The organism is Oceaniglobus sp. K40-3 (assembly GCF_055808395.1).
Map to the genome: position 1 here is coordinate 2,563,470 of NZ_CM147868.1, position 26,494 is coordinate 2,589,963.

22 protein-coding genes and 4 pseudogenes are annotated in these 26,494 nt (G+C 62.2%); 11 read left to right on the forward strand and 15 right to left on the reverse strand.

The window, feature by feature from the left end; translation table 11 throughout:
- Positions 1-122 precede the first annotated feature (122 nt).
- Genes AC0L7P_RS13270 through AC0L7P_RS13280 form a run of 3 tightly spaced genes read left to right on the forward strand, consistent with a single transcriptional unit; the run spans position 123 to position 2,337 of the window.
- A complete protein-coding gene (locus tag AC0L7P_RS13270; protein ID WP_473433173.1) occupies positions 123-827 on the forward strand; it encodes an ABC transporter permease in 705 nt (234 codons plus the stop codon).
- Positions 821-1,534 carry an ABC transporter ATP-binding protein gene (locus AC0L7P_RS13275; protein WP_473433174.1) on the forward strand — a complete coding sequence of 238 codons (714 nt, stop codon included), beginning with the start codon at positions 821-823 and terminating at the stop codon, positions 1,532-1,534. Before AC0L7P_RS13270 ends, AC0L7P_RS13275 begins: the two co-directional genes overlap by 7 nt.
- The gene (locus AC0L7P_RS13280) at positions 1,531-2,337 is read left to right on the forward strand and encodes an ABC transporter substrate-binding protein (RefSeq protein ID WP_473433175.1); all 807 of its coding nucleotides are present in this window, start codon (positions 1,531-1,533) and stop codon (positions 2,335-2,337) included. Before AC0L7P_RS13275 ends, AC0L7P_RS13280 begins: the two co-directional genes overlap by 4 nt.
- Positions 2,338-2,436: 99 nt before the next feature.
- On the opposite strand, the pseudogene AC0L7P_RS13285 reads toward AC0L7P_RS13280, so the two are convergent.
- From AC0L7P_RS13285 to AC0L7P_RS13300, 4 genes and pseudogenes are all read right to left on the reverse strand, one after another.
- Positions 2,437-2,936, reverse strand: a pseudogene (locus tag AC0L7P_RS13285) (DUF6505 family protein).
- Complete coding sequence (locus AC0L7P_RS13290; RefSeq protein ID WP_473433176.1) at positions 2,933-3,622, reverse strand: biotin/lipoate--protein ligase family protein; 690 nt, start codon at positions 3,620-3,622, stop codon at positions 2,933-2,935. The pseudogene AC0L7P_RS13285 and the gene AC0L7P_RS13290 overlap by 4 nt, the downstream one beginning before the upstream one ends.
- Positions 3,623-4,684, reverse strand: a complete 1,062-nt coding sequence (apbC, locus tag AC0L7P_RS13295; protein ID WP_473435460.1) for an iron-sulfur cluster carrier protein ApbC — start codon at positions 4,682-4,684, stop codon at positions 3,623-3,625.
- A 2-nt stretch (positions 4,685-4,686) separates the two neighbouring features.
- A complete protein-coding gene (locus AC0L7P_RS13300) occupies positions 4,687-4,881 on the reverse strand; it encodes a DUF6494 family protein (protein ID WP_473433177.1) in 195 nt (64 codons plus the stop codon).
- Positions 4,882-4,952: 71 nt separating this feature from the next.
- Here AC0L7P_RS13300 and AC0L7P_RS13305 point away from each other — a divergent pair, with 71 nt between their 5' ends.
- A complete protein-coding gene (locus tag AC0L7P_RS13305; protein WP_473433178.1) occupies positions 4,953-5,684 on the forward strand; it encodes a c-type cytochrome in 732 nt (243 codons plus the stop codon).
- A gap of 8 nt (positions 5,685-5,692) precedes the next feature.
- Here AC0L7P_RS13305 and AC0L7P_RS13310 read toward each other — a convergent pair.
- Positions 5,693-7,643, reverse strand: a pseudogene (locus AC0L7P_RS13310) (4Fe-4S binding protein).
- A 219-nt stretch (positions 7,644-7,862) separates the two neighbouring features.
- Here AC0L7P_RS13310 and AC0L7P_RS13315 point away from each other — a divergent pair.
- The 7 genes from AC0L7P_RS13315 (at position 7,863) to AC0L7P_RS13345 (ending at position 13,921) form a co-directional block, all read left to right on the forward strand.
- On the forward strand, positions 7,863-8,420 hold the full coding sequence (locus AC0L7P_RS13315; protein WP_473433179.1) for a DUF3305 domain-containing protein: 558 nt from the start codon (positions 7,863-7,865) through the stop codon (positions 8,418-8,420).
- The gene (locus AC0L7P_RS13320; RefSeq protein ID WP_473433180.1) at positions 8,417-9,010 is read left to right on the forward strand and encodes a DUF3306 domain-containing protein; all 594 of its coding nucleotides are present in this window, start codon (positions 8,417-8,419) and stop codon (positions 9,008-9,010) included. Before AC0L7P_RS13315 ends, AC0L7P_RS13320 begins: the two co-directional genes overlap by 4 nt.
- Positions 9,007-9,609 (forward strand): TorD/DmsD family molecular chaperone, encoded by a 603-nt coding sequence (locus AC0L7P_RS13325; protein WP_473433181.1) that lies wholly within the window; start codon positions 9,007-9,009, stop codon positions 9,607-9,609. The genes AC0L7P_RS13320 and AC0L7P_RS13325 overlap by 4 nt, the downstream gene beginning before the upstream one ends.
- A 68-nt stretch (positions 9,610-9,677) precedes the next feature.
- Complete coding sequence (locus AC0L7P_RS13330) at positions 9,678-9,869, forward strand: twin-arginine translocation signal domain-containing protein (RefSeq protein ID WP_473433182.1); 192 nt, start codon at positions 9,678-9,680, stop codon at positions 9,867-9,869.
- A gap of 64 nt (positions 9,870-9,933) precedes the next feature.
- Positions 9,934-12,939, forward strand: coding sequence for a formate dehydrogenase subunit alpha (locus AC0L7P_RS13335; protein ID WP_473433183.1), 3,006 nt, complete (start codon positions 9,934-9,936; stop codon positions 12,937-12,939).
- 13 nt (positions 12,940-12,952) lie between these two features.
- Positions 12,953-13,546 carry a formate dehydrogenase FDH3 subunit beta gene (gene fdh3B / locus AC0L7P_RS13340; protein WP_473433184.1) on the forward strand — a complete coding sequence of 198 codons (594 nt, stop codon included), beginning with the start codon at positions 12,953-12,955 and terminating at the stop codon, positions 13,544-13,546.
- A 117-nt stretch (positions 13,547-13,663) separates the two neighbouring features.
- Positions 13,664-13,921, forward strand: a complete 258-nt coding sequence (locus AC0L7P_RS13345; protein ID WP_473433185.1) for a glycine zipper 2TM domain-containing protein — start codon at positions 13,664-13,666, stop codon at positions 13,919-13,921.
- Between the two features lie 26 nt (positions 13,922-13,947).
- Here the strand turns inward: AC0L7P_RS13345 and AC0L7P_RS13350 are convergent.
- From AC0L7P_RS13350 to AC0L7P_RS13395, 10 genes and pseudogenes are all read right to left on the reverse strand, one after another.
- A pseudogene (locus tag AC0L7P_RS13350) lies at positions 13,948-17,514 on the reverse strand (hydantoinase B/oxoprolinase family protein).
- A 58-nt stretch (positions 17,515-17,572) separates the two neighbouring features.
- Positions 17,573-17,935, reverse strand: a complete 363-nt coding sequence (locus AC0L7P_RS13355) for a VOC family protein (RefSeq protein ID WP_473433186.1) — start codon at positions 17,933-17,935, stop codon at positions 17,573-17,575.
- Positions 17,936-17,956: 21 nt separating this feature from the next.
- Positions 17,957-18,702 (reverse strand): annotated as a pseudogene (locus AC0L7P_RS13360) (ABC transporter ATP-binding protein).
- Entirely contained in the window at positions 18,699-19,553 is an 855-nt protein-coding gene (locus AC0L7P_RS13365) for an ABC transporter ATP-binding protein (RefSeq protein WP_473433187.1), read from the reverse strand. The pseudogene AC0L7P_RS13360 and the gene AC0L7P_RS13365 overlap by 4 nt, the downstream one beginning before the upstream one ends.
- Positions 19,550-20,461: an ABC transporter permease gene (locus tag AC0L7P_RS13370; RefSeq protein ID WP_473433188.1), complete on the reverse strand. Its 912-nt coding sequence runs from the start codon at positions 20,459-20,461 to the stop codon at positions 19,550-19,552. Before AC0L7P_RS13370 ends, AC0L7P_RS13365 begins: the two co-directional genes overlap by 4 nt.
- 9 nt (positions 20,462-20,470) lie before the next feature.
- Positions 20,471-21,529 (reverse strand): ABC transporter permease, encoded by a 1,059-nt coding sequence (locus AC0L7P_RS13375; protein WP_473433189.1) that lies wholly within the window; start codon positions 21,527-21,529, stop codon positions 20,471-20,473.
- Positions 21,530-23,128 carry an ABC transporter substrate-binding protein gene (locus tag AC0L7P_RS13380; protein WP_473433190.1) on the reverse strand — a complete coding sequence of 533 codons (1,599 nt, stop codon included), beginning with the start codon at positions 23,126-23,128 and terminating at the stop codon, positions 21,530-21,532.
- A 40-nt stretch (positions 23,129-23,168) separates the two neighbouring features.
- Positions 23,169-24,230 (reverse strand): dipeptidase, encoded by a 1,062-nt coding sequence (locus AC0L7P_RS13385; RefSeq protein WP_473433191.1) that lies wholly within the window; start codon positions 24,228-24,230, stop codon positions 23,169-23,171.
- A gap of 72 nt (positions 24,231-24,302) precedes the next feature.
- Positions 24,303-25,259, reverse strand: coding sequence for a hypothetical protein (locus tag AC0L7P_RS13390; RefSeq protein WP_473433192.1), 957 nt, complete (start codon positions 25,257-25,259; stop codon positions 24,303-24,305).
- Complete coding sequence (locus AC0L7P_RS13395; protein ID WP_473433193.1) at positions 25,234-26,484, reverse strand: NAD(P)/FAD-dependent oxidoreductase; 1,251 nt, start codon at positions 26,482-26,484, stop codon at positions 25,234-25,236. Before AC0L7P_RS13395 ends, AC0L7P_RS13390 begins: the two co-directional genes overlap by 26 nt.
- Positions 26,485-26,494 lie beyond the last annotated feature (10 nt).

Consider the following 26,494-nt stretch of genomic DNA (forward strand, 5'->3'; position numbering starts at 1 on the left):
CCGCACCCGTCGCCCCGCGCCAAGAGGCGCCATCACCCCGCCTGCCCCATTGCGTTGCATCGCGTTGACACGGGCGCGCCCGCTGGCCACAGTCGGCGCAATCTGGCACCGATACGGTTGATATGAACGATATTTTTGATGGATTGATCGCCGCTCTGGGTCTGATATTCACCCTTGATCCAGATTTGATCGAGATCAGCGCCCGCTCGCTTCAGGTCAGCCTGACGGCGCTGGTGATCGCCAGCGCCATCGCCTTTCCCCTTGGCACAGGGCTGGCGGTGCAGCGGTTTCGCCACCGGCGCACGGTGATTGCGGTGCTGAATGCGCTGATGGGCCTGCCGCCGGTTGTTGTCGGGCTGTTCGTCTATACCCTGCTGTCGCGGGCCGGGCCCTTTGGCGTGCTGGGGCTGTTGTTTACCCCCACGGCGATGATCATTGCACAGGTGATTATCATCACGCCCCTGATTGCCTCGATCACCCATCAGACCATGCGCGATCTCTGGGCCGATTATCACGACCTGCTGATTTCCCTGAACACCACCAAATGGCAACGCATCCGCACCCTGATTGTCGACGGGCGGCGCAATCTTCTGACTGCCGCGCTGGCCGGGTTTGGCCGCGCCATTGGCGAGGTCGGCGCGATCATGATCGTGGGCGGCAATATCGACCATGCCACGCGGGTTTTGACCACGGCGATCGCGCTGGAAACCGGCAAGGGCGATTTCGCGCTGGCGTTGGGGCTGGGGTTTGTGCTGATCGCGCTGGCGCTGTTGGTCAATATCGCCATCCATGCCATATCACGCACCGAAAGGGACGGAAGATGGTAAGCCTTTTGCCCCTCACCCTCAGCGCCGCCAAGGTGCAGCGCCGTGGCAAAACCCTGCTCGGCCCGGTTGATCTGACGCTGGGCGCAGGTGGGTTGACCGTGATTATCGGGCCAAACGGATCGGGCAAGACCACGCTGCTGAGGGTCATGCATGGGATTGAACGGCTCAGTTCCGGCAGCGCCGATTGGGCGATTTCCGCCACTGAGGCGCAGCAACAACAAGCCTATGTGTTTCAATCGCCCACCATGCTGCGCCGCACGGTGTTGCAAAACCTGCGTTATCCGCTTGATCTGCTGCGCCATCCGCGCGCCGACGCCGATCAAAAGGCCGCCCATTGGGCCAATCGCATCGGCCTTGGCAATGCGCTGGACCGTCCGGCAACCCGGCTGTCGGGGGGCGAGCGGCAGAAACTGGCCCTGGCCCGCGCCCTGATCCGCGCGCCGCAGGTGTTGTTTCTGGATGAACCCTGCGCCAACCTCGATGGCCGCGCCACCCGCGATATCGAATCCCTGCTGCTAGAGGTGCGCGCCAGCGGCACCCGCGTCATCATGGCCACCCACGACATGGGGCAAGCCCGCCGGCTGGCCGACGACGGGGTTTTCCTGCGCGCCGGAATGGTCCATGAATTGAACAGGGCTCCGGCTTTCTTCAATTCACCGCAAACCCCGGAGCTTGCTGCATTTCTCAAAGGAGACATTGTCGAATGATCCGTTCCATCCTGTCCTTCGCCCTTGCGGGGTTTGTCGCCACGTCGGCCATGGCCGAAGATATGAAAATGGCCGTCACCACGTCGTTTGAAAACTCGGGGCTGGCCGATGTTCTGCTGCCCGCGATCAAGGCCGACACCGGCATCAACCTGCAACTTCTGGTCGTGGGCACCGGTCAGGCAATCCGCCTTGGCGAAGCGGGCGATGTCGATGCGATCCTCGTCCATGCCAAAGCCGCCGAAATGGCATTTCTTGAAGGCGGGTCAGGCACCCACCGGCGCGAAATCATGTATAACGATTTCGTCCTCATCGGCCCTTCGGACGATCCGGCCCAGATTGCCGGCGCCAAAACCGCAACCGAGGCGATGGCCGATCTCGCCACCGCCAAGGCGCCTTTTGTCAGCCGGGGCGATGACAGCGGCACCAACAAGGCCGAGCTGAAACTCTGGGCGGCCGCCGATCTGGACGCCAGCAGTTTCACAGATTGGTATCACGCCGTGGGCGCAGGCATGGGCGCGGCCCTCAACACCGCGTCGGGGCTGAACGCCTATATTCTCGCAGACCGGGCAAGCTGGCTCAACTTTGGCAACAAGGGCGATCTGGCGCTGCTTTTTGCCGGCGATCCGGCCCTGTTCAACCAATATGCCTTTCTGCCCGTGAACCCGGAAAAATACCCCCATGTGCGCAACGATCTGGCCCAGACGCTTGAGACATGGCTGACCTCGGACAAGGCGAAATCGCTGATCAACGATTACAAGATCAACGGTGAAACCCTGTTCGTCTTCAACGCGACGGCAGAATAAACCCAACGCCTGTGGCGGGGCATATCCGCCGCCACAGGCGCCAACCGCCCGCAGGGCGCAATGTCGTGTGCGCCGCAAGGCGCGCCTTTGGATCACCCCTCAGTGGGAATGGGGCGTGTCGTCATCATCAAGGCTGCCATGGATGGCGAATTGCTCCAGCCCCGCCTCTTGCGGCTCGATCAGGCGGAAACTTTCGCGCACCCCCGCCTCGGTCAGATCCCGCGCCACGGTCAACAGGGTGTTGGGTGTGGCATCGGCGCAAAGTTCGGCCATATGCTCTACCTCGCCTTTGGCCACCTCACGGGCGGCATCGTCGGTCGGGGCGCCATAGATTTCAACGAAATGCCGGGCCAGCCCGTCGATCAGCGCCTCATATTCCGCCTGTTCGATCCGCGTCACCGCCACGAAACTGACCCGGCCAAAGGTTTCGCACCCCAGCCAGCCGTTTGAAAACGCCTGCCGTGCCTTGCCACTCAGATCGGCCTCGGACCAGTTGGAAAACTCGAACCCCCGGGAATGCACCATTCCCCGGTGCGCGCCGGGTTGTGGAACACGCGGGTGTCGCTTTCATCAAAATGGATCGCCCGGGCCAGTTTCATTGCACATCCTTCAACAGTTCAGTCAGCGGCAGTGATGTGGTTGCGTCATCACGTTTCAGGATCATGCCGAAATCCTCGTCCACGCCCAGGAACACCCCCGTCTGCCCCGCCACAGAAATATCCGCGCCGATGCCATGGACAAGCCCGACCCATTCCCGGTGCAGCGCCGGGTTGCCATCGCTTTCCCAAGTGTTCAGCCAGACCAGCGAATGGCGCAGCCATGCCGCAAGCAAAACATCCCCCGCAATATCGCCGCACCCCTCATTGGCCAGGGTGGTGACATCGGGGGTATGGCCCGCATCGGCCATGGGCGACCAAAGCTCCAGCTCCAACCCGATCACCAGCCAGTCAGGCACCGTATCACCCGGCCCCGCCGCCATGCTCAGCCCGCCACACAACCCGGAATTCAGCCAGATACCGCCGTCCCAGCCCAGATGCACCGGCACCTCGGGCGGAGCCAGCGCCCCAAGGGCGTTCTGCACCCCGACACCGCAAAGCGGCAGCATCACCGCCGCCTGCGCCAGCGCCACCTCGGGGGCGAACACCACAGCCGCGCGCAATCGTTCCGGCGTCAGATCATAGATCACCAGCCCCGCGTCACAGCCCCGGCGCGCCTCGCTCACCGCAACGACAAACGGATCGGCGCCCGCACTGGCCAGCGGGGTGAACAGCGGCGGCAGGTCCATTCAGGCCTGCCCCCGCGCGATCAGATCACGCGCCACCGTGCGAAACGCCTGTGCCTGCGGGCTGTCGGGGGCCGACACCACAATGGGCGCGCCGCCGTCGCTGGCCTGCCGGATCGACAGGTGCAGCGGAATTTCCGCCAACAAGGGAACGCCCAGCTTCTCGGCCTCGGCCTTTACCCCGCCATGGCCGAACACATGTTCCTCGTGGCCGCAGTTGGAACAGATATGGGTGGACATGTTTTCGATCATGCCCAGAATCGGCACTTTCAACTGATTGAACATGTCGATCCCCTTGCGCGCATCCAGCAGCGCCACATCCTGCGGCGTGGATACGATGATCGCGCCCGAGACTTCGGCCTTTTGCGCCAGCGTCATCTGCACGTCACCGGTGCCCGGGGGCAGATCGACGATCAGCACATCCAGCGCGCCCCATTGCACCTGCATCATCATCTGTTGCAACGCGCCCATCAACATCGGTCCGCGCCAGACCACCGCCTGCCCTTCGTTGGTCATCAACCCGATGCTCATCATGGTGACGCCGAAATTGCGCATGGGCAGGATCGTCTTGCCATCGGGGCTGGCGGGGCGGCCCGACACGCCCAGCATGCGCGGCTGGCTGGGGCCGTAAACATCAGCGTCCAGCATTCCGACGCGCCGCCCCTCGGCGGCCAGCGCACAGGCCAGATTTGATGCCACGGTGGATTTCCCCACCCCGCCCTTGCCGCTGGCGATGGCCAGAATCCGCTCAACCCCGGGAATGGACGCCGGGCCGGCGGGTTTCGGTTTTGCCCCCAGATCGGGGGGCGGTTTGGGGGTGGAATGGGCGGTCATCACCACCGACACCGTTTCCACTCCGGGCAGCGCGCGGATCTGCGCCTCGGCCTCGTCTTTCAGCTTGCCATAGGCATCGGCATGGGCGGGGCTGACCTCAAGCACAAAGCGCACGGCGCCCCCCTCGACGGTCAGCGCCTTGACCACCCCTGCATCCACCAGCGAACCACCCGAAACCGGATCATCCAGGGTTTTCAGCAGGGTCAGAACATCGTCACGGGTTGCCGCCACGTTCAATCCTGCCCCTTGATCGTGCCTGTCACGGTATGTTCAAGGTTCAGGCCCGCGACGCTCAGCACCACCTTTGCCTCATAGGTTTCTCCGGCGGTGTTGCCAGCGGCGCGCATCGCCTCTTCGATCTGCTGTTGCGAGGTCACACCGACCTGTTTCAGGAACTTGCGCATGGACATGTTGAAATCGTCGCTCATCTCTTACCTCTTCCCGGTGTTCTTGACGCCTCAAGGTGTCGGCTTCTAGGCTGGCACAGTCAAGGGGAGGGTTGGCAGATGAAACACCTGATCGCCGTAATGCTGGCCCTTTTGCCCCATTGGGCCATGGCGCAAAGCGGGCCATTGCGGGTCAGCGCGCCCCCGCCCTGATCGACAGCGGGCTGTTGCACTATATCCTGCCCCGCTTTGCCCTGAAACACGGGCTGCGCACGGCCGTGGTCAGCGGCCCGGGTGATGTGACCTTTGGCGATGATGGCGTGGCCGTGTTTCGCGGGCCGGGGCGGGTGTGGCATTTCGATCCGGGCACGGGGGATGCGGGCAAGGCCCTGCTCGGCTGGCTGCGCTCGGACATCGGGCGGCGCACGATTGATGGCTTTGCCCCCAATGGCACGGCAATTTTCAGCGCCGCGCTGAACAGCGCACCCAAAACGGCCCCCGCCCTGCCCGATGGCGATCCGGTGCAAGGGGAACGTCTGGCGCTGCTGCATTGCGGGCGCTGCCATGTGGTGAATGAAAGCAACCGGATGAAGGGCATGGGCGCCACCCCGTCCTTCGCCCTGCTGCGCAGCTTTCCCGATTGGGAAAACCGGTTCAATACCTTTTACGTGCTGAACCCCCACCCCAGCTTTACCCAGGTGCAGGACATCACCCAACCCTTTGATATTTCGCGCCCACCGCCGATCTTTCCCCTGCGCCTGACGCAAGACGACATCGCGGCAATCACCGCCTATGTGGCCACGATTCCCCCCGCCGATCTGGGTGCGCCGATCAAGATACACTGATCCCGCGCCTAGTGATCCTTGCGCTTTGACAGGTAATCATCGGTGGTGCGCACCTTTGGCCGGTCGGCCCCGGCGAACGGATTGTTCTGGCTGTGGTATTGCGCCTGAATGCGGCAGTTGTCGCACATCTGAATCATCCGCGCCGCCGCCGGGTTGGCGAACATTCCGTGTTTCCCGGCCAGCTTTTCGGTGATTTTCTCGACCGTTGATTTCACCCCGAACAGGGTGCCGCATTCCACGCAGGCAAAGGGTTCTTCCTCGTGCAGCACGATCTGGCTGAGGGCGCTGTCCTCAAGGTTCAGCCGGGGTTCCAGCGTGATCGCGGTTTCCGGGCAGATATTGGCGCACAACCCGCATTGCAGGCAGGCATCCTCCTGAAAGCGCAGTTGCGGCAGATCGGGATTGTCGCCCAAGGCCCCCGAGGGGCACAGCGACACACAGGACAGGCACAGGGTGCAGGCATCGGTATCGACCAACACTGCCCCGTAAGGCGCCCCCTTGGGCAGGGCCAGAACCCCACCCCCGGGGTTCAGCGCCTTGGCGGCAAGGCGTGTCACCTGTCGGCGGCTGCCCATGGGCAGGACGGGCGCAATTGGATCTGCGGGGGCGTGGCGGCAAACAGGTGGTCAGACAGGGCATCCGGGTCGGTCATATCCAACAAGGCCGCCTGCCCCGGTGCGATGGCAAGGGTCAGGGCCAATTCCCGTTCGGGCGCGTCACGTTCGGTTTTCGGGGTCAGCAGAATATCGACCCCGACAAACCCGGCGGCCAGCGCGGCAAGGGTTTCGGCATGGCCGAACCCCTCAAGCGTGGCCACGGCCAGCGGAATCACATCAGCGGGCACCCCCCGGCCATAGCGCGCCGCCAGCGCGATCATCTCGCCCCCATGCTCGGGGTCATGCACCAAAAGGCGCGGCGCCTGCCCACCCGCCTTGCGATAGACCTCGGCCAATGTGGTGATCCGGCGCAGCACGGACTCGACCGGCGGCGCGTCAAAGGTGATCGCCCCAGAAGGACACAGCGCGCTGCACGCCCCGCAGCCCGCACAGATCAGCGGATCAATCGCCACATGATCGCCATCAGGCGAAAACGCCCCCGTGGGGCAAATATCAAGACAGTTGGTACAGGCCACCTGTTCGGCCCGGGAATGGGCACAAAGCGATTGTTCAAGCCTGACATAAAGCGGCTTTTCAAACGTCCCGACCATCTGAGACGCATTCAGAACCGCAGCGGCCACCGCAGCCGGGTGGCCCGGATCGGCGCGCAGATACCCGTCACGCTTTTCCGGTGCCGGAAACAGCGGCACCTTGCCGGTCAGGTCAAGAATGACATCGCATTCCGACTGCCCGCCATCACGCGGCGGGGTCAGCACCGGCGCACCGCGCCCCCCGGCACCACCTGTTGCAACCCGTCAATGCGCACCGAAAACCGCCCCAACGTGCCACTTGCCCGGGTCAGCCGCCCGACCACAAGGTCAAACCCATCGACGGGTTCCACCGCCCCGGGATCATCAAGCAGCACCGTCACCGCCAGAATTCCGGCCAGATCACGGGCGGCGGACAGGGCCACATCCGGCGCGCCGAGAATCAGGCAGGTGCCCTCGGACACCACATCAAGGCTGCGCCGGGTGGGCAGCGCCAGATGCCCCTCAGCCAAAAGCGCGGCCATCTTGGGCGTGGCGTCACCAGCGCCATCCGACCACCCGGCGCGGTCGCGAATGTCAACGCACAGGGGCGCGTCCTGGCCCAGTTCCTCGGCCAGATCGCCAAACCGCGCCGCCTCTTGCGCGCAGGCGATGGTCACGGGCCCCTCTTGCATCGCCTGTGCCGCCAGCCCGATCTGATCGGTGCACAGCGCGCTATGCAGCCGCGAACAGGGGCGACCGGCGGCCTCGCTCAATGCAGTGCCATCCACCTTTTGTGTGCCAAGGCAATCGCAGATCAAAATCTTGCCCGTCATCATTTCCCCCTTCCGGCAGGGATGCCTGCCGTATTTGCCATGTATTTGGGCAGGAATGCCCCGGCGCGTAAACCGCAAATCCCGCATTTTCCACCCCATCGGTCAGGCACAGGTTTCCCCCTGTCAATTCAAATGTCATTGGAATGGTGGAAAATTCTTCTTTGAACACAGCGGATTCTGTTGCAGGATCACGTTGTAGCCAAAACAGTGAGATGGCAATTGGCCTTTCTGTTCAGCAAATCGCGCAGTGCGCCCATTGGCGTGGTGCTCAAACGTACACCGGGCGTCACCCGCTGGGCCAAATGGGCCTGGACGGCAACCGATGTTCTGCCGGGTGCCGGCGCGGCCACCTGGAAGGTGATCGCGCAAGAGGGCGACACGACCTATTTTCACGCCACGACCCTGACCCTCACTCTCTATCCCTCCGACACCGAAGCATACGTTCACGAACTGGCCGCACCGGTGCCGTCGGTCTATGTGGTGCTGCGCACCGCCACGGGTGAATGGCCGCTGGAACCCCAGATCGTCACCGCATCCCCCTATGAGGGGCAGGATTACTGCGATTCCGGCGAAGACATGGTGGAACGTGTCCCAATGCCCGCCGCCATGCGCGCCTGGGTGGCCGAATTCGTGGCCGAACACCACGAAACCGAGGTGTTCGTGAAGCGGCGCCGTAAAAATGTTCGTGTCGATCTGGTCGAGGACGGGATCGGCGATGCCCGCATCACCCAGCCCAGCGATGTCTACCGCGCGCCACGCACCAAGGTGACACAATGACCGGGCCGCGCGCATCATTCTGGGACAGGCGCCGCGCCGCCGTCCGCACCGAGGCGGAAACCGAGGCAGCCCTCACCGCCCGCCAGCAGGCCAAGGCCGAACAGGCCGCGCTGGAACAACGCCCCGATGCCGAAATTCTGGCCGAGCTGAACCTGCCCGACCCCGACACCCTGTCCATGGGCAGCGATTTCGCCGCCTTCATGGCCCGTGGCGTGCCCACGCGCCTGCGCAACCGCGCCCTGCGGCGGCTGTGGCGCAGCAATCCGGTGCTGGCCTGCGTTGATGGGCTGAACGATTACGATGACGACTTCCTGACCGGCTCTACCGGCAACGGTGCCATCGCCACATCCTATCAGGTGGGCAAGGGTATGTTGCGCCACCTGAATGAAATGACCCGTCAGAAAGACCTGGCCAAAGCGCCCGATGCAACGGTGGATGAACCAGAACCACCCGTGCCGCCCGCCACCGCCGACAAGGCGCCAGCCGCGTCGGCCCCCGCCGAGGCCTTGGCCGAGGCCCCGCCCGAAGAAATTCCCGCCGCCCCGCCCCGGCGGATGCGGTTTCACTTTGATGATACGGGGGCCGCATGAACGCCGCTGCTGAAACCCTGGTCGCCAGCGAAGACCGCCTGCGCGCCGATCTCTTTAATTTCATCGGCCTGCTCCTGTCCGGCCCGCCTGACGCGCTTTTGCTGGACCAGACCGCAGGTCTTACCGGCGATGACAGCGAACTTGGCCGGGCCATCAAAGGGCTGGCCAGCACCGCCCGGGTCAGCAAACCGCGCGCCGTGCAAAGCGAATTCAACGCCCTGTTCATCGGGCTGGGGCGTGGCGAACTGCTCCCCTATGCCAGTTATTATCTCACCGGGTTTCTCAACGAAAAACCGTTGGCCCGGCTGCGCGGTGACATGTCCCGGCTGGGCATCACCCGCGCCGCCAATGTGTTCGAACCCGAAGACAATATCGCCTCATTGATGGAAATGATGGGGGGCATGATCGTTGGTCGCTTTGGCGCGCCTGCCACGCTGGACCAGCAGAAAACCTTTTACAGCACCCATATCGCCCCCTGGGCGCCGCATTTCTTTACCGATCTGACCGGCGCCAAGAATTCTGTCTTTTACGCCACCGTCGGCGATGTGGGCCGCGCCTTCCTTGACATCGAACGCGAAGCGTACCGCCTGACCACCTGATACCCATTCCCCGATCGGGGCAAACACCCGGCGGGGATGCCCGCCACCACCAGAAAGGGAGACATCCCGTGACCAAAGACACCGACAAGACCACCAGCCGCCGCGCATTCCTGAAACTGGCCGGCACCGCCGCCCCCGCCGCCGTGGCAGCCGCCACGTTGACACCGGGCGACGCCGCCGCAGACGAGGTGAACACCGCCTCGACCACCATGCAGGACACGGCCCATACCCGGGCCTATCTGGCCAGCGCCCGTTTCTGACATCTGAGATTTACCCTGCACGGTGTCGCCCAAGACGCCACCACGCAGCCAAGGGAGGAAAGACATGCTGAGGAAAAAAACAAACGCCGCGCCACGCCGCACCGGGCGCACCGGCATCGCATCCGACATTGCCGGCGCTTCGGTGGACCGGCGCGCCTTTCTGCGCGGTTCGGGCCTTGCCATTGGCGGGCTGGCCGCGATTTCCGCCACCGGCGGCTCTGTCACCCGGGCCAGCGCGCAACAGGCGATCACCGGCAAGGTTGAAACCATCAAGACGGTTTGCACCCATTGTTCGGTCGGCTGCACCGTGATCGCCGAGGTCAATGACGGCGTCTGGACCGGGCAGGAACCGGGATGGGACAGCCCGTTCAGTCTGGGCGGCCATTGCGCCAAGGGCGCATCGGTGCGCGAACATGCCCATGGCGAACGGCGCCTGAAATACCCGATGAAGAAATCCGGCGGCGAATGGGTGCGCATTTCGTGGGAAGAGGCGATCAACGAGATCGGCGACAAGATGAACACGATCCGCGACGAAAGCGGCCCGGATTCCGTCTATTGGCTGGGCAGTGCCAAGCATTCCAACGAACAATCCTATCTGATCCGCAAATTCGCGGCCTATTGGGGCAGCAACAACATCGACCATCAGGCGCGCATCTGCCATTCCACCACGGTGGCGGGCGTGGCCAACACATGGGGCTACGGCGCCATGACCAACAGCTATAACGACATGCACAATTCCAAGGCGATGTTTCTGATCGGCTCCAACCCCGCCGAGGCACATCCCGTGGCATTGGTGCATCTGCTCAAGGCGAAAGAGCAGAACAACGCGCCGCTGATCGTCTGCGATCCGCGCTTTACCCGCACCGCCGCCCATGCCGATGAATATGTCCGCTTTCGCCCCGGCAGTGATGTTGCGGTGATCTGGGGCGTTCTGTGGCACATCTTCGACAATGGCTGGGAGGACAAGGAATTCATCCGCACCCGGGTCTGGGGCATGGATCAGATCCGCGACGAGGTGAGCAAATGGACCCCCGACGAGGTTGAGCGTGTCACCGGCGTTCCCGGGTCGCAAATGGCCCGGGTGGCGCGCACCCTTGCCAACAACCGCCCCGGCGCTTTGGTCTGGTGCATGGGGGGCACCCAGCACAGTAACGGCAACAACAACACCCGCGCCTATTGCGTGCTGCAACTGGCCCTTGGCAACATCGGCGTTGCCGGTGGCGGCGCGAACATTTTCCGTGGCCATGACAACGTGCAGGGCGCAACCGATCTTGGCGTTCTGGCCGATACATTGCCCGGATATTACGGATTGTCCGACGGGTCATGGGCCCATTGGGCCCGGGTCTGGGAGGAAGACCTCGACTGGCTCAAGGGGCGGTTCTCGGTCATGAAGGGCGCCGGCAAGGACGGCAGCGACCGGATGATGATGAACGAAACCGGGATTCCGGTGTCGCGCTGGATTGACGGTGTTCTTGAGGACAAGGAAAACATCGACCAGCCCGACAACACCCGTGCCATGGTGTTCTGGGGCCACGCGCCCAATTCGCAGACCCGTCAGAAAGAAATGAAGACGGCGATGGAAAAGCTGGATCTTCTGGTGGTGGTTGATCCCTATCCCACGGTGTCGGCTGTGTTGCAGGACCGTGACGAAGGGGTTTACCTGCTGCCCGCCTGCACCCAGTTTGAGACCCGCGGGTCGGTGACCGCCTCGAACCGGTCGCTGCAATGGCGCGACAGGGTGGTCGAGCCGCTGTTTGAATCCCTGCCCGATCACACCATCATGTCGATGTTTGCCAAAAAGTTCGGCTTTCATGACCGGATGTTCAAAAACATCGCCATGGACGGCGATGAACCCAACGTCGAGGACATCACCCGCGAATTCAACCGCGGCATGTGGACGGTGGGCTACACCGGCCAAAGCCCCGAGCGAATGAAGATGCACATGGCCAATCAACACACCTTTGACCGCACCACGCTGCGCGCGGTGGGTGGCCCGGCTGATGGCGATGTTTACGGCATGCCCTGGCCCTGCTGGGGAACGCCCGAAATCAACCATCCGGGTTCGCCCAACCTTTATGACATGACAGTGCCGGTGGCCGAGGGGGGTATGGGGTTCCGCGCCCGCTATGGCGTTGAACGCAACGGTGACAACCTGTTGGCCGAAGGGGTTTACCCGGTCGGATCGGAAATCGAAGATGGCTATCCCGAATTCACCCTTCAGATGCTGCGCGATCTGGGCTGGGATGGTGATCTGACCGATGATGAAATGGCCTCGATCAACCGCGTGGCGGGCTTCCCTGATGGCGCGCCAATGACCGGCGAACCGACAAGTGACAGCAACGAAGAGGTTGGCGAAACCTCGCAACAGGGCGACATCCCGTCCGATTACGCACAGAAAAGTGGCAGCGTGAACTGGAAAACCGACCTGTCGGGCGGGATTCAGCGGGTGGCGATCAAACATGGCTGTGCCCCCTATGGCAACGCCAAGGCCCGCGCCGTGGTCTGGACGTTCCCCGATCCTGTTCCCCTGCACCGCGAGCCGCTTTACAGCAACCGGCGCGATCTGGTCGAAAAATACCCGACCTATGAGGACAAGAAGTTCTGGCGCCTGCCCACCATGTTCGCCTCGATCCAGAAAAACGACTTTTCCGAGGATTACCCGATCATCCTCACCTCGGGGCGTTTGGTCGAATATGAGGGCGGCGGCGACGAAACGCGCTCCAACCCATGGCTGGCCGAATTGCAGCAGGACATGTTCGTCGAGGTCAACACCCGGGATGCCAACAATCTGGGCGTGCGCGACGGTGCCATGGTCTGGGTCGAAGGCCCCGAAGGCGCCAAGGTCAAGGTCAAGGCGATGGTCACGGAACGGGTGGGAACCGGCGTGGCCTTCATGCCCTTCCACTTTGGTGGCCACCTTGAGGGGGTCGATCTGCGCGACAAATACCCCGAAGGCGCCGACCCATACGTGCTCGGCGAAAGCTCGAACACGGCGCAAACCTATGGCTATGACAGCGTAACCCAGATGCAGGAGACAAAAGCCACTCTCTGCAAAATCTGGACAGCGTAAGGAGGAAAGACCAATGGCAAGAGCAAAGTTTCTCTGCGACGCCGAACGCTGCATCGAATGCAACGCCTGTGTCACGGCCTGTAAGAACGAACACGAAATCCCTTGGGGCATCAACCGCCGCAAGGTCGTGACAATCAACGACGGCAGCCCGGGCGAGCGCAGCGTCTCGGTCGCCTGCATGCATTGCAGCGATGCGCCCTGCATGGCCGTCTGCCCCGTCGATTGTTTTTACCAGACCGACGACGGCGTGGTCCTGCACTCCAAGGATCTGTGCATCGGCTGTGGATATTGCTTTTACGCCTGCCCCTTTGGCGCGCCGCAATATCCCCAGGCGGGCAATTTCGGATCGCGCGGCAAGATGGACAAATGCACCTTCTGCGCCGGTGGCCCCGAGGAAAACAACAGCCAGGCCGAATTCCAGAAATACGGCCGCAACCGGATCGCCGAAGGCAAACTGCCGATCTGCGCCGAAATGTGCGCCACCAAGGCCCTTTTGGCCGGGGATGGCAACGTGGTCAGCGGCATTTACCGCGAACGCGTTGTTGCCCGCGGCTTTGGGTCGGGCGCGTGGGGCTGGGGCACCGCTTACAATCAAAAAGGCGGCTAACCCGCTTTATCCTGACGAAAATGCAACGCCCCGGTCTTGGCCGGGGCGTTTTTTTGTGCGGCTGGAACCCATCCTGCCCCATTGCGTTGTGGTATCAAATCACCAACGGAGAGAACCATGAAACGTATCATTTTCGCCCTGCCCCTTATGGCCGCCCTCGCCGCCTGTGACACGCCGACACAATCCACCCTGACCGGCACCGCTCTTGGCGCCGCTGCTGGTGCTGCCGTGTCGGGCAGTGATGACAAGGTCGCGGGCGCACTGATCGGCGGCGCTGCCGGTGCTGCTGCGGGCAATTACATCGGACGCGCCAACCAGCCCGGCCAATGTGTGTATCAATATCCAAACGGCCAGCGTTACACCGCGGCCTGCTGATTGAATCGTTTCGGCTTTACAACGTGCTACGGCGCGCCGTAGCCACCGCCGCCCGGGGTTTGCATGATAAATACATCCCCGGGCCGCACCTCGGTTGCATCGTTGCCGCGCAACTCCTCGACACTGCCATCGGCCCGGCGCACAGCGTTGCGTCCGGGTTTACCCGGGGCGCCGCCATTGGTGCCAAAGGGCCGGGTTTCGCGGTGTGACGACAGAACCGTCACGGTCATATCCTCAAGAAACCGCAGTTCACGCAAGATACCGTCGCCGCCCGGCCAACGCCCTGCCCCGCCCGAACCCTTGCGGATTTCAAACCGGTCCACCCGCACCGGAAAGCGGGATTCCAGAACCTCGGGGTCGGTCATTCGAGTGTTGGTCATGTGGGAATGCACGCCACTTGCCCCGGCAAACCCATCGCCCGCGCCGGTGCCGCCGCAGATGGTTTCGTAATTCTGATGCACCTCATTGCCATAGACGAAATTATTCATGGTTCCCTGACTGCCCGCCAGAACCCCCAGCGCGCCGAACAGGGTTTCGGTAATCGCCTGTGACACTTCGGTATTGCCCGCAATCACTGCCGCCGGAAAGGCCGGGTTGATCATACAGCCGTCTGGCACCCGCAAATCAAGGGGTTTCAGACAGCCCTCGTTCATCGGAATATCAGCCCCCACCAAACAGCGGAACACATACAGAACCGCCGCCCGGCAGATCGCCAGCGGCGCGTTGTAATTGCCGCTGTCCTGGGGCGAGGTGCCGTTAAAATCAATCACCGCACTGCGAGCTGTTGGCATCAACGGTGATCTTCACCGCGATCTGCTGACCTGAATCCAGCGTATAGGCAAAGGCGCAATCCTTCAGCACATCCAGCACCCGGCGCACGGATTCCTCGGCGTTGTCCTGCACATGGCGCATATAGGCGTGAACGGTTTCAATCCCGAACTGCCCGGTGATCCGGCGCAACTCGGCAACCCCGGTGGCATTGGCGGCAATTTGTGCCGACAAATCGGCCATGTTCTGGGCCACGTTGCGGGCGGGGTATTTTGCGCCGCGCAACAGGGCCTCGGCGGCGTCACGTTGCAATTCGCCCTGATCAACCAGTTTGAAATTGTCGATCACCACGCCTTCCTGTTCGATATGGGTGCTGTCGGGGGGGCCGAACCGGGGGTGGTGCCGCCGATATCGGCGTGATGGCCGCGCGAGGCGACAATAAAGGCGATCTTGTCACCGTCAAACACTGGGGTGATGACGGTGATGTCGGGCAAATGGGTGCCACCGTTGAACGGGTTGTTCATCATGATCACATCGCCGGGTTGCAATGTGCCGTCGTTTTGGGCCAGCACGGTGCGCACGCTTTGGCTCATCGACCCCAGATGCACCGGAACATGGGGCGCATTGGCCACCAGATCACCCGCGGGGTCAAAAATCGCGCAGGAAAAATCGTATCTTTCCTTGATGTTGACCGAATAGGCCGTATTGGCCAGCGTTGCGCCCATCTGTTCCGCGACGGACATGAACAGGTTGTTGAACACCTCGAGCATGATCGGATCGACCTGTGTTCCTACCGCCTCGGCCCGTTTCAGGGCGGTGGTGCGTTCAAGGATCAGGTCGGCGCCATCGGGGGTATGGGCGGACCAGCCCGACTCGACAATATTTGTGCCGGTGGGTTCATAGATGACAGCGGGGCCTTTGACGGTGGTGCCCGGCGTCAGGGATGCGCGGTCAATCAGCGGCACGTCGCGCCATTTGCCATCGCTGTACATCTGCGTCGTGGCATCCTCGGCACCGCCCGTGGCGCGCGGCAGAGTCACCGCCTCGCCGGTTTCGCCCACCGCCTCGACCGTCAGAACGTCGAGGATCAGGCGGTCATAGCCCGGCACAAACCCGAACCGCGCCTTGTGGGCGGCATCAAAGGCGGCGCGCATTTCAACGGCTGGCCCAAACGGCACCGGCAGGGCCTGATGCCCGCCTTCGGTGCGGATATGGGCGGTTTCGATCAGGGTGATCCGGGCGTCGGAAACGCCCTGTTGTGCCACGGCATCGCGGGCCGTTCCGCCGATCCGATCCAGCACATCGCGCGCGGCGTCATCACCCAGATCGCCGGCAAACTGATGTTCGCGGATGTCGCGCACATCGGCCAGCCCCATGCCAAATGCCGAAAGCACCCCGGCAAAGGGGTGCACATAAATCCGCTTCATTCCCAGAACATCGGCCACGAGGCAGGCGTGTTGCCCGCCCGCACCACCGAAACAATTCATCGTGTATCCGGTCACGTCATAGCCGCGCTGAACGCTGATTTTCTTGATCGCGTTGGCCATGTTTTCCACGGCGATCCGCAAGAACCCCTCGGCCAGCTCTTCGGGCCTTCGTTCCTCATCGCCGAGTTCCCTGACCATGTCGCGTGCCAGCGCCGCGAACCCGTCGCGCACCGCCTGCACATCCAGCGGCTGATCGCCCTCGGGACCAAAGACATGGGGAAATATATCGGCGTTGATCTTGCCCAGCAGGACGTTGCAATCGGTCACGGTAAGCGGTCCGCCCCGGCGATAGGCGGCAGGCCCCGGATCGGCGCCGGCACTTTCGGGGCCGACCTGCAACCGCCCTTGCCGGAAACTGAGGATCGAGCCACCCCCAGCCGCCACCGTGTGGATGCTCATCATCGGGGCGCGCATCCGCACGCCGGCCACTTCGGTTTCGAAACTGCGTTCATATTCCCCGGCAAAGTGGCAGACATCGGTACTTGTCCCGCCCATGTCGAACCCGATCAGCCGGTCGTACCCTGCCCCCTGCGCCGTGCGCACCATGCCGACAACGCCGCCCGCAGGGCCGGACAGGATGGAATCCTTGCCCTGAAACAGGCCGGCGTCGGTCAGACCACCACTGCTTTGCATGAACATCAGCGCGCCTTCGCCGTCCAGGGCATCGCTGACCTGCGCCACATAGCGGCGCAGGATTGGCGACAGATAGGCATCGACAACTGTGGTATCGCCCCGGCCCACCAGTTTGATCAGCGGTGACACATCATGGGACAGGGACACCTGGGTAAACCCGATGTCGCAGGCGATTTTTCCGGCAATCCGTTCATGGTCTGAAAACCGATACCCATGGGCAAAAGCGATGGCCACAGCGCGATAGCCATCATCAAAGGCGCCCTGCAACTGAACACGCAGGGCGGTTTCATCCAGCGGGGTCAGGACAGTGCCATCGGCGGCCACCCGCTCGGCCACCTCGATCACATCGGAATAGAGCATTTCGGGCAACCGGATGTGCAGATCAAACAGCCGGGGCCGGTTCTGATATCCGATCTGCAACAGATCGCGCATTCCGGCGGTAATGGCCAGAACCGTGTCTTCGCCCTTGCGTTCAAGCAGGGCGTTGGTGGCCACGGTGGTGCCCATCTTGACCGCTTCAATCGTGCCTTCGGGGATCGGGTCATCTGCCCCAAGATCCAACAGGTGGCGAATGCCGTGCACGGCGGCATCGCGATAGAATTCGGGGTTTTCGCTTAACAGTTTATGGGCCACCACGTCACCACCCGGGCGGCGCGCAACGATATCGGTGAAGGTGCCGCCACGATCGACCCAGAACTGCCACATGATGCTTCTCCCACTGTTGCCGGGGCACCCTAACCGGGGCGCTGGCGAAGGAAAAGCGTCAGTCGGCCCGCTCCAGAAGCTCAATCCGGTTGCCAAAGGGATCGGTCACATAAATCCGGTTGTACCCCGGATATTCGCCGTCGGTTTCATAGGCCACGCCCGCCTCGTCAAGCCGGTCACGCACGACCGACAATGACGCCACCAGAAACCCCGGATGAGCCTTTTTCGCCGGCGCAAAGGGCGTTTCCACCCCCAGATGAACCCGCACCGAGCCGGATTCAAACCAGCACCCGCCCCGTGCGGCCAATTCATCGGGTTTGGCCTGTTCGGCCATCCGCAAGACCGTGCCATAAAAGGCCCGCGCATCCGCCTCTCCGCCTTTCGGCATGGCCAGTTGCACGTGGTGCAAACCCATCAGCATGTCCGTCTCCTCCCCGTGGGGTCAGCCCCCGATCGAATTGCGCAGCAACTCCTGCGAATAGGGATGTTCCGCCCGACTTGCGCGCAGGCTGTCCACATCCATCACTTCCACGATCCGGCTGTCTTTCATCACGGCCAGACGCGCACACATATGCCCCACCACAGCAAGGTCATGGGATACCATGACATAGGTCAGGCCATGTTCAGCCCGTAAATCGGTAAGCAGATTGAGAATTTCCGCCTGAACCGAGACATCCAAAGCCGAGGTTGGCTCGTCCAGCAAGAGAATTCTCGGGTCCGCCGCCAATGCGCGGGCAATCGCCACCCTTTGACGTTGCCCCCCGATAATTGATGGGGATAGCGAAAACGGAATTTCTGCCCCAACCCCACATCATCAAGCAGCTTGACCACCCGCGCATCAATATCGCGGAACCCGTGCAGATGCAGGGTTTCGCCCAGCACGCCGTCAACGGAATGGCGCGGATGCAGCGAGGCGTAGGGATCCTGAAACACCATCTGAACGGTTTTATAGAACGCCTTGACCCGGTTTTGGGTCAAATCCTGACCATCCACCGTGATCTTGCCATCCCACGAGCGGGCAAGGCCAGTGATCGCCTTGAGGATGGTGGATTTGCCCGACCCGGATTCCCCCACAAGGCCGAAACTTTCACCCTTTTCCACCGCGAAACTGGCGCCCTGCACCGCATCAACCCGGTCGCGTCCGTGCCCGAACCAGACGTTCAGGTTTTCGACGGATAACATGCTCATGCCCGGCCACTCACGCTTGATGTTTCGGACCATGCGGGATCGCGCTGTAACACATCCAGCCGCGCGCGTGGCTGATTGAGGCGCGGCAGTGAATTGAGCAAGCCGCGCGTATAGGGGTGCGTCGCCTGATGGAGCTTGTCGGCATCGCAAACCTCAACCACCCGGCCGGAATACATAATCAGCACCCGGTCACAAAAATCGGCCACAAGGTTCAGATCGTGGGAAATAAAGATAAGCCCCATCCCCCGCGACGTAACCAGATCATCCATGATCGATAAAACCTGCCGTTGCACGCTGACATCCAGCGCGCTGGTGGGTTCATCGGCAATCAATATCTGCGGCCCCGGAATCAGCATCATGGCAATCATGATCCGCTGTCCCATGCCCCCTGACATTTCGTGGGGATAGGCCCGCATCACCCTTTCGGGATCACGGATCGACACCGATTCCAGCGCGGCAAGCGAGGCCTGACGCGCCCCGCTGCGCCCTGATTTATGGGCCAGGCGGTATGCCTCGATCAATTGCGCGCCGATGGTCATCACCGGGTTGAGCGAGAATTTCGGGTCTTGCATGACCATCGAAATCTGTTGCCCCCGCACGCCGCGCATTTCCTTTTCGCTCAGCTCCATCAGGTTGCGCCCCTCAAGGGCGATATGGTCGGCCTCGACAATGCCGGGCGGACGGATCAGGCGCAGGATCGCGCGCCCGGTCATGGATTTGCCACTGCCCGATTCACCGACAATGCCCAACCGTTCCTTGCCAAGGGTGAAAGACACACCGCGCACCGCGTCGAAAATACCCTGCCGCGTGGGAAATTTCACCCAGAGGTTTTCAACATCAAGCAGGGTCATTGGCCACCGTCCTTTGGATCAAGCACATCGCGCAGCCCGTCACCCAACAGGTTGAACGCCAATGAAACGGTGAAAATCGCCAGCCCTGGCATGGTGGCCACCCACCAGTAATCAAGGATAAACCGACGCCCTTCCGAAATCATCGCGCCCCATTCCGGGCTGGGCGGTTGCGCGCCAAGGCCAAGAAACCCAAGGCCCGCCGCGGCCAGAATGATGCCCGCCATATCCAGCGTCACCCGTACAATCAGCGACGACACGCAAAGCGGCCAGATGTGTTTGGTGATGATGCGCAGCGGCCCGGCGCCCTGCAACTGAATCGCGCTGATGAAATCCGAACTGCGGATGGTCAGGGTTTCCGCCCGCGCAATCCGTGCATAAGGCGGCCATGCTGTCAGGGAGATGGCCAGCACTGCGTTTTCAATCCCCGCCCCCAGCGCCGCGACAAAGGCCAGTGCCAGAACAAGCCGCGGAAAGGCAAGGAAAATATCGGTGATCCGCATCAGGATGGCATCAACCCAGCCACCGCCATACCCCGCAACCGTCCCGATCAGCAGCCCGGCGATGGGCGCAATCAGCGCCACCAGAGCCACGATATAAAGAGTGATCCGCGAGCCATAGATCAGCCGGCTGAGAATATCGCGCCCCAGACTGTCAGTGCCCAGAATATGGCCGGGTGCGCCAAGGGGTTGCAACCGGTTGGCGAGATCCTGATCAAACGGGTTGTGCGGCGCCAGAAGCGGCGCGAAAATCGCCATCAGCACCAGCAACACCAGAATGACAAGGCCGACCATGGCCATGGAATTCCCCCGAAACGACAGCCAGCCTTTATAAAGCGCGGCCAGCCGGGCCTGACGACGCGAGGTGGGCGTATCGCTCAGCAGCCAGTGACGCAGGGTTTGATCGCTCATGAAAACACCTTATTTTGCACGGGGATCGAACACCTTGTACAGAAGATCGGAAAAAATGTTCAGCAGGATGAACACAAGGCCGACAACCACGGTGCCGCCCAGAACCGCATTCATATCCGCCGACAAAAGGGCCGTGGTGATATAGCTGCCGATTCCGGGCCACGAGAACACGATCTCGGTCAGAACCGACCCTTCCAAAAGCCCGGCGTATGACAGCGCGATCACGGTAATCAACTGTACCCGGATGTTGCGGAAGGCGTGGTGCCAGACCACCGCCCATTCGCTCATCCCTTTGACCCGGGCCGTTGTGACATATTCGGCGCTAAGCTGTTCCAGCATGAAAGACCGCGTCATCCGGCTGATATAGGCCAGCGAATAATACCCCAAAAGCGACGCAGGCAGGATCAGGTGGGAAAACCCGTTGCGAAAGACGGTCCAATCCCCGGCGAGGGCGGAATCGATCAGGATCATGCCGGTCACCTGCGGCACGATATCCTCGTAGAAGATATCAAGCCGCCCCGGCCCCCCGACCCAGCCGAGAATGCCGTAAAACACCAGCAACCCGATCAGACCAAGCCAGAAAATCGGCATGGAATATCCAACCAGCGCGACAACACGCGCCACCTGATCAATCCACGAGCCGCGCTTGACCGCCGCGATCACCCCCAAAGGCACCCCCAGAACGACCCCCATGATCACCCCGAGAGTGGCCAGTTCCAGGGTCGCGGGAAAGACCCGCAGGATGTCTTCGGAAACGGGCCGCGCGTTCAGGGTCGAGACACCGAAGTTGCCGTGAATTACGTCGTTCAGATAGTAAATAAACTGCACAATCAGCGGCTTGTCCAGGCCAAGCTGTTGGTAAACGGCATCATACATGGATTGCGACGCCCGTTCACCGACAATGGCCAGCACCGGATCGATCGGCATCACCCGCCCGATCACGAAGGTCACGAACAACAGCCCCAGCATGGTGACCGCGATCGACCCCAGCGTGCGCAGCGTACCTACGGCAAAGGCGGCGAAGGGCGCACCGATGCGCCTTTCGCCTGTGTTATCACTCAACGCCACTTACTTGGTGACCTGCCAGTACGCAGCCGAGCTGATCGCCTGCCCGGTCGAGAAATGTTCGACATTGTCGCGCATCGCCGATTGGGTGATTTTCTGGAACATGATGATGAACGGCGATATTTCGCGGAATTCGGCCTGAATGTCGCGATACATCTGCGCCCGCTTTTCCGTGTCACCTTCAACAACTGCCGCTTCCACCTTTGGCGTCAGATCGCCGGTATCCCAGGCGTTGCGCCACGACAACAGCCCGGTTGCACCCGCCGCATCCGAATTGTCGGGGTTATAGGCGAAGGTGCCGGCGTTGGTCTGCGGATCGGCATAATCCGGCCCCCATTCGCCGAGATACAAATCAAGTTCGCGGGCGCGATAACGTGCCAGAACCTGTTTTGCGGTGCCAACGGTGATGTTCATCTTGATCCCGACCTTGGCAAGCTGGTTCTGCATCGACTGGGCGATCTCGATGCGCTCTTGCGCTTCGCGGATGCCGGCCTCGAATTCAAACCCTTCGGGAACGCCCGCCTCTTCCAACAGCGCCTTGGCCTTTTCGATATTCAGCGAAAAGGGGTTTTCATCAACCGCCCCAAGATAGGTCTGAGGCAGGAAATTCTGCTGGATTGTCCACTGGCCTTTCAGGAAACTGTCGCGCATCCCTTCGTAATCAACCAGATATTTAAACGCCTGTTTGACCTTCGGCTTGGACAGGATTTCGTTCTTGCCGTTCAGCGAGGCATACATCAGGTTGCCCTTCAGCTCTTCCTCGATCTTGATGCCATCCTCGCCGGTGACACCGGCAACATCCTCGGGGTTGAGACGGCGCGCGATGTCGATATCGCCACGCTCAAGCAGCAGGCGCTGGGATGCGGATTCCAGCACGTGACGCACGATCACCCGTTCCATCGCCGGTGCGCCGAGATAGAAATCAGGATTACTGACCAGCGAGACCGATTCGTTCGGCTTCCAGCTTTGCAGCGTGTAGGCGCCCGACCCGGCACTGTTGGTGGCCAGCCAAGCGTTGCCCATATCGCCATCGGTCTCGTGCTCCATCACCGTTTTCATATCGACGATGGACCCGATAACCGCCGTGAGACAGTTCAGAACAAAGGATGTGGCATAGCGTTTGTCGGTGGTGATGGTCAGTTTGTTGCCATCAGCGACAATCGTTTCTTCAACATTGTCGGGGGAAAACCCGAACTGGGTCAGGATAAACGATGGCGTCTTGTTCAAAAGAACCGCACGGCGCAGGGAAAATTCGGCGTCCTTCGCCGTAACCGGGTTGCCCGACTGAAACTTTACCCCGTCACGCATGGTAAAGGTGATGGATTTTCCGTCCTCGCTCACATCCCAGCTTACGGCAAGGTCGGGCTGATACCCCGCGTCCATGTGCAGCGGATCAAAATTCACCAATTTTCCATAGATATTGCGCAGCACATCCGAGCCGGAAAATTCAAAGCTCTGGGCCGGGTCCAGCGTCGTGATGTCATCAATCCGGTCGGCGATAACCAGCATGTTTGCCGGGGTCTCGGCAAAGGCCGTGCCGCCGGTAACGGCAACGGCCAGCCCGATGGCGGCCCCGGAAAGAAGTCTGCTGAAAGCGGTCATGGTTCGTCCTCTCTGTTGTTGTTCGTGGCGCGTCGGGCGTTTATTCGCCCCAGGTTTTTTCCAGAACGCGCAGCCAGTTTTCATGGCAAAGCTTGGCGATCAGCGGCGCGTCGTATCCGTGCGCTGCCATCGCTTCCCGAAGGTTGGGCAAATCGGCTACGGTGTCCAGCCCCTTTGGCACCACGGCCCCGTCATAATCTGATCCAAGGCCAACCCGGTCTTCGCCCAGCCGCTCCATCAGATGGTCAAGCTGGCGCATCATCTGCGCCAGTGGCACATCATTCAGCATCCGGCCATCCGCGCGCAGAAAGGCCACGGCAAAATTCAGCCCGACCATGCCGTCGCTGTCGCGGATCGCGTCAAGTTGGCGGTCGGTCAGGTTGCGGGCGTGGGGGGAAATGGCGTGGGCGTTGGAATGGGTGGCCACCAGCGGCGCATCCGACAGGCCCGCGACATCCCAAAATCCCGCCTCGTTCAGATGGCTGAGGTCGATCATCACGCGCAATTCGTTGCACCGCCGCACCAGCCGTTTGCCCGCATCGGTCAGGCCGGGGCCAATGTCGCCCGTGCTGGGAAAACGGAACGGCACCCCGTGGCCGAATATAGTGCTGCGGCTCCAGACCGGCCCAAGCGAACGCAGCCCGGCCTGATACAGCACGTCAAGGCTGTGCAGATCGCCGTCGATCGCCTCGGCGCCCTCGATATGGAAAATCGCGGCCAACTGTCCGGCGGCCAGTGCTGCGCGAATATCGGCGGCACTGCGGCAGATCCGCAGTGCGCCCTGCGCCTCAAGTGCGAACAGGATCGCGGCCTGATGCATCACCACGCCAAGCGCCTGACCGACAGGAATGGGATCGGGCAGCGGCAGATCATACTGCGCCTTGGTCATCTCGTTGAACTTGACGTCGCCATCTATTTCGGACGGCACATAAACCGCAAAGAACCCGCCGCCAAACCCACCTGCCCGCGCTTTGGGCAAATCCAGCGCTGCCGCGTAACCGTTTGAAAATTGTGATGCGTTGGCCAGACCACCATTGCTATAAAGTTTCAACAATGCATCATTGTGACCATCAAAGATGGCCGGAACGAGCGGTGTTCCCATGGTATCCTCACTGTGCTGTGGGGCGACGCTACTACATCCGGGCGCTTTGAACAGCCCTAAATCCCGGTCCGGTCAGGGTTTTTCCACACTCACCGCCCCGCGATAAAGTGGCGCCATCACCAGCGGCGTCAGAAACATCGGAATCTGGTAACAGCCGATGAACACCATGATCGGCGCCGTCACCTCGGGTGGGAGGGCCACCAGAAACAGCGCGATGTTGCGGTTTCCCGCGATCAGCGCCACCGGCACCGATACCGCCCTCCCCCGGCGGCGCAACGCCCGGTGAATCAGGCTTTGCACCCCAAAGTTGACGGCCAGAACCATGACCAGCCAGTAACCAGCCACCCATGGATCACCCCGCAGCGCGCCCCCCACCGCCGGCATCAGCCCGATCACGAACACCGCCAGCACCAGCGCCGATATACCATCCAGCCGCGCCACTGCCGCCGCGCCCGGGGTGCGCCAAACAAGGCGCCGCGCCGCAAACCCCGCCCCCGAGGCCAGCGCGATAACCGCCAGCAGGCGCAGGGCCGCGGCCAGAACATCCGTGACAGCCCCCAGTTGCGGCAGGAACCAGAACACCGGGATCACCGTTACCGGCAACAGCGCCGTTCCCGCCACCAACAGCCGCATGGCCAGTTCGGGCGGCGCGCCCAGCATCAGGCACATATTGGGCGATCCGACGATCGAAGGCGCCGCGCACATGATCGACAGCGCGATCGCCGTGGGCGTGTCCGCCACGCCCAGCGCCCGGGCAAGGCCGATCACCGCCAGAGGCACCAGAAATTGCAGCACCCCGACGCACCCCAGCGTCAGGGGCAGCCCGCGCAGCGCCCCGGAAAACACGCCGGGGCCGACCCTGAGCGCGGCCAGAAACAACAAAAGCGCCACCATCTGCGGCACCCATGGCCGCAGCACCGCCGCCAATCCGGGCAACAGCACCCCGGCAATCACCCCGACCACCAACACCCAGCGCCCCTGACGGGCCGCAAAAATCAACGGATCAGCGGGCAAACCGGGCCGGGGCATAGGGCGCCATGTCGATGTTGGGGCTGCGTCCGCCGATCATCTGCGCCAAAAGCCGCCCGGTTTTCGGCCCGCCGGTCAGGCCCACATGGTGGTGGCCAAACCCAAGGTAAGCGCCCAAAACCCCCGGCACCGCACCGATCAACGGAATTGAATCGCTGGGCGCTGGGCGGTGGCCCATCCATTCCACCTCGCGCGTCCACGTCAGCCCCGGCATCGCCTTTTTCGCGTGGCGCATCAACAAATCAAACGGCGGGCGTGACGGCCCCGCCTTTAGCCCGCCAAATTCAACGACACCGGCAAGGCGAATTCGCCCCGCCATCGGGGTGACAACAAATTTACCCGAGGCAATCATCACCGGGGCGCGGGGCATCACGCTCGGCTCCCACAGCTCAATATGATAGCCGCGCTCGGATTCCAGCGGCACGTTGATGCCCAGTTTGCCGGACAGGGCCTTGCTCCAGACGCCCGTGGCGATCAGCGCCGCATCACAGGCGATGGTATCGCCCCCCGCGCGCAGCCCCGTCACCCGGCCATTTTCGCGCACCACATCCGTCACGTCGGCCTTTATCAGCGTGCCCCCCTGCGCCACCGCATGGGCCGCCAGATCCTTTACATATTGCCCCGGATCGCCAATCCGCCCGTGGTTGCCCATCTTTGCGGCAAATCCCAGATCCCGCGCGAACATCGGATCATAGGCGACCATCGCCGCGCCTTCCAATTCATCCCAGACAAACCCGTGGGCGCGGCGAATGTCCCACCCGAACGCATCATCCTGAAACTGCGCCCGGTCGCGATAGATATAAAGATAATCCGACGGCACAATCCATTTTTCCGCCCCCGTCCCCGTGGCCAGCGCAAGGTGATCGGCCAGTGAATCGCCGACGATGGGCGCCATGGCGCTCGCAATGCGGCGGGTGTCATCGGCATTGGCATGGCGCAGGTATTTCACCAGCCACGGCAACAGTTTCGGCAGATAGGGCCAGCGCAGGAACAGCGGCTGTTCGGAATCAAACAGCATCCCCGGCGCCTTTTTCACCAACCCCGGCCCCGTGACCGGCACCATCGCGCAAGAGGCCAGAACCCCGCCGTTGCCGTGGCTTGTCCCCTCGCCCGGTCCGGCCCGGTCGATCAGGGTCACACGGTGGCCATCGCGCAACAGCCAGATCGCGGCAGACACCCCCACGATACCGGCGCCGATGATTGCAACGTGTTTTGCCTGATCCATATCAGCCCCC